This window comes from Halomonas zincidurans B6, assembly GCF_000731955.1.
Lineage (GTDB): Bacteria > Pseudomonadota > Gammaproteobacteria > Pseudomonadales > Halomonadaceae > Modicisalibacter > Modicisalibacter zincidurans.
In genome coordinates this window covers 1-7,823 of the sequence record NZ_JNCK01000002.1, presented here as the reverse complement: position 1 = coordinate 7,823, position 7,823 = coordinate 1, and the positions used below count along the sequence as shown (strand labels likewise).

The 7,823-nt window shown below is 61.0% G+C and carries 7 protein-coding genes; 6 read left to right on the top strand and 1 reads right to left on the bottom strand.

What is annotated here, in order from left to right; all coding sequences use genetic code 11:
* The first annotated feature begins 164 nt into the window (after positions 1 to 164).
* The 4 genes from tnpA (at position 165) to ltrA (ending at position 3,835) form a co-directional block, all read left to right on the top strand.
* Positions 165 to 467, top strand: coding sequence for an IS66 family insertion sequence element accessory protein TnpA (tnpA, locus tag HALZIN_RS0116625; RefSeq protein WP_031382219.1), 303 nt, complete (start codon positions 165 to 167; stop codon positions 465 to 467).
* Complete coding sequence (tnpB, locus tag HALZIN_RS0116620) at positions 467 to 835, top strand: IS66 family insertion sequence element accessory protein TnpB (RefSeq protein WP_031382220.1); 369 nt, start codon at positions 467 to 469, stop codon at positions 833 to 835. The genes tnpA and tnpB overlap by 1 nt, the downstream gene beginning before the upstream one ends.
* Positions 836 to 880: 45 nt before the next feature.
* Positions 881 to 2,542 (top strand): IS66 family transposase, encoded by a 1,662-nt coding sequence (gene tnpC, locus HALZIN_RS0116615; RefSeq protein ID WP_031382221.1) that lies wholly within the window; start codon positions 881 to 883, stop codon positions 2,540 to 2,542.
* A gap of 93 nt (positions 2,543 to 2,635) precedes the next feature.
* Complete coding sequence (gene ltrA / locus HALZIN_RS0116610; RefSeq protein WP_031385307.1) at positions 2,636 to 3,835, top strand: group II intron reverse transcriptase/maturase; 1,200 nt, start codon at positions 2,636 to 2,638, stop codon at positions 3,833 to 3,835.
* 112 nt (positions 3,836 to 3,947) lie between these two features.
* On the opposite strand, the gene ilvY is transcribed toward ltrA, so the two are convergent.
* A complete protein-coding gene (gene ilvY / locus HALZIN_RS0116605; protein ID WP_031385306.1) occupies positions 3,948 to 4,853 on the bottom strand; it encodes an HTH-type transcriptional activator IlvY in 906 nt (301 codons plus the stop codon).
* A gap of 158 nt (positions 4,854 to 5,011) precedes the next feature.
* Here ilvY and ilvC point away from each other — a divergent pair, with 158 nt between their 5' ends.
* Together ilvC and pssA are read left to right on the top strand one after the other, a co-directional pair.
* Complete coding sequence (ilvC, locus tag HALZIN_RS0116600; protein ID WP_031385305.1) at positions 5,012 to 6,028, top strand: ketol-acid reductoisomerase; 1,017 nt, start codon at positions 5,012 to 5,014, stop codon at positions 6,026 to 6,028.
* 143 nt (positions 6,029 to 6,171) lie between these two features.
* Entirely contained in the window at positions 6,172 to 7,050 is an 879-nt protein-coding gene (gene pssA / locus HALZIN_RS0116595) for a CDP-diacylglycerol--serine O-phosphatidyltransferase (RefSeq protein WP_051907659.1), read from the top strand.
* Positions 7,051 to 7,823: the final 773 nt, after the last annotated feature.

Sequence of the window (7,823 nt, the reverse complement as noted above, 5' to 3'; positions counted from 1 at the left end):
GGGACACCCCGGGGGCTTTTTTTTGTGGGTGCGCGAGAAAGCTGGGGCGCGCGTGAGTCCCGGACAGCCTGTGTTCGGGGGTAAGCGCCAATAAATCAGCACCTACACCCCCATCCCCATATTTAACACACTGATTCCCTCATCAACCGCAGGAGGGAATCAGCATGACCCACGAACGCGAACAACTTTGGCAACAGCACATCACGCAGTGGCAGGCATCCGGACTGTCTGGAATGGCCTACTGCAAGCAACAGTCACTGACCTACTGTCGGTTTGTCTATTGGCGCAAGAAGCTGACCCATGGGGTGCCGGATGATGCCGCACCTTCGGGATTTGCCCGGGTAGCCCCGGTCTCCGGATCGGAGGCCACGGACGGCCTGACCGTCTCGTTGCCTGGCGGCGTATCGGTGACCGGCCTGCACGCTGGCAACATCGAGTTGCTGGGCGCGGTTCTGAGGCAGTTGTGATGCGAAACCGGTATCTGCGTCCCTCGTGGGACTTGCCGGAGATTTACCTGTATCGCACCCCGGTCGACTTCCGCAAGCAGGCCAACGGCCTGGCCCTGATCGTTGAACAGGAGCTGGGGCACAGCCCGTTCTCCGGCGCCTTCTATGCCTTCACTAACCGGCAGCGGAACAAGATCAAGTGTCTGATGTGGGAAGACAATGGCTTTGTGCTGTATTACAAGGCCCTGGCCGAGGAGCGATTCAAGTGGCCTGGCCCGTCGGATGACCTGATGCCGCTGACTGGCGAGCAGATCAACTGGTTGCTGGACGGGTATGACATTACCCTGTTGCGAGGGCACAAAACCCTGCATTACGAGAGCGTGGGATAGCACTTTTTACGTGCTACAGATCGTTGTTTTTGCTATAATTCCGTTATGAAAACAACGCCTGATAACGCCTCTTCAACTCCTGATTTCAGCAGCCTCTCTGCCGCTGAAATGGCGACTGTTATCAGTGATCTTCAGCAGCGACTCGCCTCGAAAGAAGAAGCCTTTCTGAACCAGCAGGCCAGGCTGAAATCTCAGGCATCAGCACTGGAGCAGCGCGATCAGGCCATCCAGAGCCGGGACGCCCGCATCGAGATCCTTGAAGAGCTACTGCGACATAAAAAGATCCAGCAATTCGCGGCCAGTAGTGAAAAGCAGCCCCATCAGATCATGCTGTTTGATGAAGCCGAGCTGGAAGTTGAGATTGATGAACTCCGCGATGACCTGGCCGACGAGGCCGAGGAAGAAGCGCCCCGCCGGTCACGAAAGCGCCGCCAACGCGGCTTCTGTGACAAACTGCTGCGTGAGCGTATTGAGCTGACCCTCAGTGACGAAGAGAAAGCCGGTGCCAGCAAGGCCTTCTTCACCAAAGTGAAGGAAGAGCTGGAATTCATCCCGGCCCAGTTGAAAGTGCTGGAGTACTGGCAGGAAAAGGCGGTGTTCGAGCAGGAGGGTGAGGAACGCATGGTGGCGGCAGCCCGTCCGGCTCACCCGCTGGGCAAGTGCATCGCCACCCCCTCGTTGCTGGCCTACCTCATCACCTCCAAGTACGCCGACGGGCTACCGTTATACCGACAGGAGCAGATGCTCAAACGCCTGGGCCACGAAGTCAGCCGAACCAGCATGGCCCACTGGATCATCCGACTGGACAACGTGTTCCAGCCGCTGATCAACCTGATGCGGGAAACCCAGAACAGCAGCGATTACCTGCAGGCGGATGAAACCCGGATCCAGGTACTCAAGGAAGACGGCAAGACAGCCCAATCCGACAAATGGATGTGGGTCACCCGGGGTGGTCCACCGGGAAAACCCTCGGTTCTGTTCGAGTATGACCCCTCACGAGGTGGCAAGGTACCGGTGCGCCTGCTGGATGACTTCCAGGGCATTCTGCAAGCCGATGGCTACTCCGGCTATGGCAAGGTGTGCCGTGACAATAATCTGAGCCGAATCGGATGTTGGGATCATGCCCGACGCAAGTTCGTGGAAGCGTCCCGAGCCGCGCCGGCCAAGGGCAAGAAAGGCCAGCCGTCAAAAGCCGATGTGGCCCTGAGCCATATCCGCAAGCTGTACGCGGTTGAAAAAGCGGCGCAGGCGCTGAGTGATGCCGAGCGTTACCGGGTGCGCCAGGAAAAAAGCCTGCCGCTACTGAACGCCTTCAAGGCCTGGTTGGAGAAAAATGCCCCCAAGGTGATGAAAGGCATGCTCACCCGCAAGGCCATTGATTATACCCTCAACCAGTGGGACACCCTGGTTGGCTACTGCGAGCGCGGCGACTTGCAGATCAGCAACGTGCTGGCAGAAAACGCCATCCGACCATTTGCGGTCGGAAGGAAGGCCTGGCTGTTCGCCGATACCCCGCAAGGGGCTAAAGCGAGTGCCACCTGTTACTCGCTGATCGAAACCGCCAAGGCCAACGGCCTGGAGCCATCCGCTTATATTCACCATGTGCTAACGCACATAGCCGATGCGGTTACCCTCGAACAACTCGAAACACTCTTGCCCTGGAACGCGACGCTGCCCGCTTCAAAAAAAGTGGCTCAATACGGTTAGGGCAAGTGGGTCGGTTTAACGGCGCTTACCCCGCGACAAGAATCGAAGGGCGCAGGGCGAAGCCTGCTTGAACAGGCGTTCGCACGAGAGAATATGCAGCGGGCATGGAAGCGCGTGAAGGCCAACAAGGGAGCGGCGGGTATCGACGGTCTGGACATTGCCCAGACAGCCGAATACCTGCGATGGGCCTGGCCCGATCTCCGGCAACAGCTGCTGGAAGGTCGTTATCGGCCACAGCCGGTTCGTCGGGTAGGCATCCCCAAACCGGACGGCAGTGAGCGGGAGTTGGGTATTCCCACCGTGACCGACCGTCTGATTCAACAAGCACTGCTGCAAATGCTGCAACCTCGGATCGATCCGACCTTCAGCGAACACAGCTACGGCTTCCGCCCGGGCCGCCGGGCACACGATGCCATACTGGCTGCACAACGCTACGTCCAGCAGGGCTGCCACGTCGTGGTGGATGTCGACTTGTCGAAATTCTTCGACCGGGTCAACCACGACATCCTGATCGACCGCCTGAAGAAACGCGTGAACGACGCCGGCGTTGTCCGGTTGGTTCGCGCGTACCTGAATGCGGGTATTATGGATGGCGGCGTGACCATCCGGCGAGTAGAGGGGACGCCGCAAGGCGGGCCGTTGTCGCCGTTACTGGCTAACGTTCTGCTGGACGAGGTGGATCGGGAACTGGAACGCCGAGGGCATCGCTTTGCCCGTTACGCCGATGACTGCAACGTTTACGTGCGCAGTCACAAAGCGGGCGAGCGGGTGATGGCTCTGTTGCGGCGTTACTACGACAGACTGCGCTTGAAGATCAACGAATCCAAAAGCGCGGTAACTCGCGTGTTCGGGCGCAAGTTCCTTGGCTATGCCTTGTGGCAAACGAGGGACGGAGATGTCCGGCGCACGGTATCAGCGAAAGCGTTGCAGACGTTCAAGCGGAGGGTCAGGCAACTGACCCGACGCAACGGAGGACGCAGCATTACGCAGGTCGTGGAAAAGCTCCGCAGCTACCTGTTGGGGTGGAAGGGATACTTCAGGTTGGCGCAAACGCCACGCATCTGGCGATCACTGGATGAGTGGTTGCGCCGTCGCCTGAGAGCCCTACACCTAAAACAGTGGCGGCGGGGAAAGACTATCCACCGGGAGCTATTGCGCCTTGGCGCGAGTCCCTGGGTTGCACGATCGGTGGCGGCCCTGAGTCGCCGCTGGTGGCATAATAGTCGGTCTGCTATTCACAATGTGCTGACGATTGCCTACTTTGACCGGTTGGGCGTGCCGCGTCTCTCATGACCTCAACTTCTCGAACCGCCCGGTGCGGACCCGCATGCCGGGTGGTGTGGGAGGGGCGGAGCCTAATGGCTCCCCTCTATCCCGATTGGGTGGACAGGCGGTAGCGCCGCGCTCAGGCGTCGGCCTGACGGGGCGCATCGGCTACCTGGGTCCACAGCGCATGGATCAGCGGGGTGCGCAGTTTCTTGTCGAGCACGCAGAGTCCCACGTCGTAAGGCGCGAGCCGAGGGCTGACGTCGAGCGTGCGTACGCGATCGGCCAGCGGACTATTGTCGAGCACGATCTGCGGCACCACGCCGACGCCGAATCCCAGCCCGACCATGCTGACGATCGCCTCGTTGCCGGCGACCTGGGCGTAGATGCGCGGCTTGATGCCGAGGCTGCGGAACCAGGCGTCGGTACGCTCGCGGGCCAGCCCCGACTCCGAAAGGATCATCGGCGTGTCCGCCCAGGCCGCGGCCAGCGGCGGCTGGATCTCCGCCGGCAGCCAATCCGTGGCCTCGCGGGGGGCGATGAACACCAGTGGCGAGGTGGCGATCGGCTTGAAGGCGAGCGGTGCCGGCAGTGTCTCGGGGCGGGCGCTGATCGCCATGTCCTCGTCGCCACCCAGGATGCGGGCAATCGCATCGGCCGGGTCGCCGGTGTGCAGCTTGAGTTCGATGCGCGGATGGCGCAGGCGGAATTCGCTGAGTAGTTCATAGAGAAAGCTGTAGCTCGCCGTTACCGAACAGTAGATGCTGATCTCGCCGGCCAGTTCGCCGGCTTCCTCCATCAGGGTCTGGCGCAGCGCCGCCCACTGCTCGAGGGCGTCTCGCGCGTATTGCTGAAATAGCCTACCTTCGCGAGTCAGATAGGCGGTGCGATTGTCGCGCTCGATCAGGCGCACGCCGAGGCGGGTCTCGAGCTGGCGCAAGCTGCGACTGAGCGTCGATGGGCTGACGTGGCAGGCGTCGCTGGCGCGACCGAAGTGCAGCGTTTCGGCCAGCGCCAGAAAATGACGCAGTGGGCGTAGATCCATGTTGGTATTTCATTTAGTGAATCGTGGTATTGCAAATATAGCGTTTTACGCAATGCAATGTCTGCCGTATCGTACCCTCAATGTTTGACCACGCCGCGCTAGACGGCAGGCCATCAACGCTGACACAACCCCCTACTCAACGAATTGCGGAGTACGCCATGCGCGTTTATTACGATAAAGATTGCGATCTGTCGCTGGTTCAGGCCAAGAAAGTCGCCATCGTCGGCTACGGCTCGCAGGGCCATGCCCACGCCAACAACCTCAAGGAATCCGGCGTCGAGGTCACCGTGGCGCTGCGCGAGGGCTCATCATCGGCCGACAAGGCCGAGTCGGCCGGGCTCAAGGTGGCCACCGTCGCCGATGCCAGCCGCGAGGCCGATGTGGTCATGATGCTGGCCCCCGACGAGAACCAGAAGGCGATCTACGAACAGCAGATCGAGCCGAATCTCAAGCAGGGCGCCACGCTGGCCTTCGCGCATGGCTTCAACATCCATTACAATCAGATCATTCCGCGCAATGATCTCGACGTGATCATGATTGCACCCAAGGCGCCGGGTCATACGGTGCGCTCGGAGTTTACTCGCGGCGGCGGCATTCCCGACCTGATCGCCATCCAGCAGGACGCCTCCGGTTCCGCCAAGGAACTGGCGTTGTCCTACGCGGCGGCGATCGGCGGCGGGCGCAGCGGGATCATCGAGACCACCTTCAAGGACGAGACCGAAACCGACCTGTTCGGCGAGCAGGCCGTGCTGTGCGGCGGCGCCGTCGAGCTGGTCAAGGCCGGTTTCGAGACCCTGACCGAAGCCGGCTACGCACCGGAGATGGCCTACTTCGAGTGCCTGCACGAACTCAAGCTGATCGTCGACCTGATGTACGAAGGCGGCATCGCCAACATGAACTACTCGATCTCCAACAATGCCGAGTACGGCGAATACGTGACCGGCCCGGAGATCATCAACGAGCAGTCCCGTGAAGCGATGCGCAATGCCTTGAAGCGCATCCAGAGCGGCGAATACGCCAAGATGTTCATTCAGGAAGGCAACACCAACTACCCGTCGATGCACGCCCGGCGCCGGCTCAATGCCGAGCTGCCGATCGAGCAGGTCGGCGAGAAGCTGCGCTCGATGATGCCGTGGATCGCCGCCAACCAGCTGGTCGACAAGAGCAAGAACTAGCCCGTCGGCTTGCGGCATTCCAACCAGCCAGGGCGCGGGTTTTCGCCCCCTGGCTGGTTTGTGCGGCAGGGTGCGATGCCTATCGTTAGCCTAGCTAGTGTGTAGAATGAGACGACATGCAGGTTGGCAACGGAATGAGAGCAATGACCCAGGACGCCCAGCAGGACAAGCCCGAGAACAAGGCCTCGGCCTCCAGCAACGAGTTTGCCGATTTCGCGCGCGAGACCGACGTCGTCGAGGAAACCGTCGAGAATGGCAAGAAGGTTCGGCGACGCGGCATCTACCTGTTGCCCAATCTGTTCACGACCTCGGCGCTGTTTTCGGGATTCTTTGCCGTAGTCGCGGCGATCAATGGCAGTTTTTCGGCCGCGGCCATCGCCGTGTTCGTGTCGATGGTGCTTGATGGCGTCGATGGCCGGGTCGCTCGCATGACCAATACCCAGAGCGCTTTCGGCGCCGAGTACGACAGCTTGGCCGACATGCTCTCGTTCGGGGTGGCGCCGGCGGTGGTGGCCTTCACCTGGATTCTGCAGGATGTCGGCAAATTCGGCTGGATCGCCGCGTTTCTGTATGTCGCCTGTTCGGCGCTGCGTCTGGCGCGCTTCAACGTGCAGATCGGCTCCACCGACAAGAAATGGTTCATCGGTCTGCCCAGCCCCTCGGCCGCCGCCCTGGTCGCCGGCTGTGTCTGGGTCTTTCACAACTTCGATATTGAGGCCTACGCCTTCAAGCTGCTGATGACCTTCGTGGTGGTCTGTGCCGGCGTGCTGATGGTCAGCAATATCCGCTACTACAGCTTCAAGGAGGTCGATCTCAAGGGGCCGGTGCCGTTCGTGGCCCTGCTGGCGATCGTGCTGGGCTTCGTGGTGATCTCGCTCGAGCCGTCGGTAATGCTGCTGACGCTGTTTGCCTGCTATGTGGTGTCGGGGCCGGCCATGGCCGCGATGCGCAAGATGAAGGGCAAGCCGGCGCCCGATCAGGTGAATGCCGAGCCTACTACCCCCGATCAGTCGACCGACTGACGTACTTCTCGCTTCGATGCATCTAACGCCCGCCCCGCGCGGGCGTTTTATTATCGTGCGCCAGGCATGGCGCGCAGTGCCTGACTGGCACTGTTCCCGGAGGTGGTGCTCCGGGATGACCTGGGTGAAAGTCCCCTGCACGCCCGGCAAGGGGAAGTGCTAGCCGACGGCAAGGGTGTCTCCTGCGAAGGGGAATCTGAAGGAAGCCCGAGGCAAAACGCGGGCTCGACGGGGGCGCCCAGCTGAACAGGAAGCGGATACGAGGCGTCATGATGGGGTGAGATGGCCCAATTCATCAAAGCCCAATACTTGCACGGAACGTCATGGCGTAGATCCGACAGGCATAAGCGGGACCAATTCGTCGGGAACGAATTTGAGCGTCAGCCTGAAAGGTGAGGCGCAAGGATGCGCCGAACAACGTCGCGCGTCTTACCCTGGGAGGTCGGGTGGTCTGCCGCTGTGCTACCGGCGTCGCGAGGCGACGGGATGGACTGCCAGACGTCAGCCGAGGCCATAGTAAGTGTCGATTCACCCCGGCACCAAGGGCCGAACATGAAGAACCGCGAGTAGGCGATGACATCTCGAGGATCGATCGTGAAGACAGACAAAGACCCGAATACGGTCACCCACCCAGAGGGGCAGGGGCGGTACCCCGAGTCCCGGCCGGTGAGCGTCGAGACGGTCCCGGCGTCGTCATCGTGGACGAAAGCGGAGCCCGTCCTGCTCATGGAGGCCGTGGTAGAGAAGGCCAACATGGCGCGGGCTTACCGTAG

Bases quoted from the DNA above. Each gene is read 5' to 3' on its own strand.
- tnpA (WP_031382219.1), top strand. From the start codon at position 165: ATGACCCACGAACGCGAACAACTTTGGCAACAGCACATCACGCAGTGG.
- tnpB (WP_031382220.1), top strand. From the start codon at position 467: ATGCGAAACCGGTATCTGCGTCCCTCGTGGGACTTGCCGGAGATTTAC.
- tnpC (WP_031382221.1), top strand. From the start codon at position 881: ATGAAAACAACGCCTGATAACGCCTCTTCAACTCCTGATTTCAGCAGC.
- ltrA (WP_031385307.1), top strand. From the start codon at position 2,636: ATGCAGCGGGCATGGAAGCGCGTGAAGGCCAACAAGGGAGCGGCGGGT.
- ilvY (WP_031385306.1), bottom strand. From the start codon at position 4,853: ATGGATCTACGCCCACTGCGTCATTTTCTGGCGCTGGCCGAAACGCTG.
- ilvC (WP_031385305.1), top strand. From the start codon at position 5,012: ATGCGCGTTTATTACGATAAAGATTGCGATCTGTCGCTGGTTCAGGCC.
- pssA (WP_051907659.1), top strand. From the start codon at position 6,172: ATGACCCAGGACGCCCAGCAGGACAAGCCCGAGAACAAGGCCTCGGCC.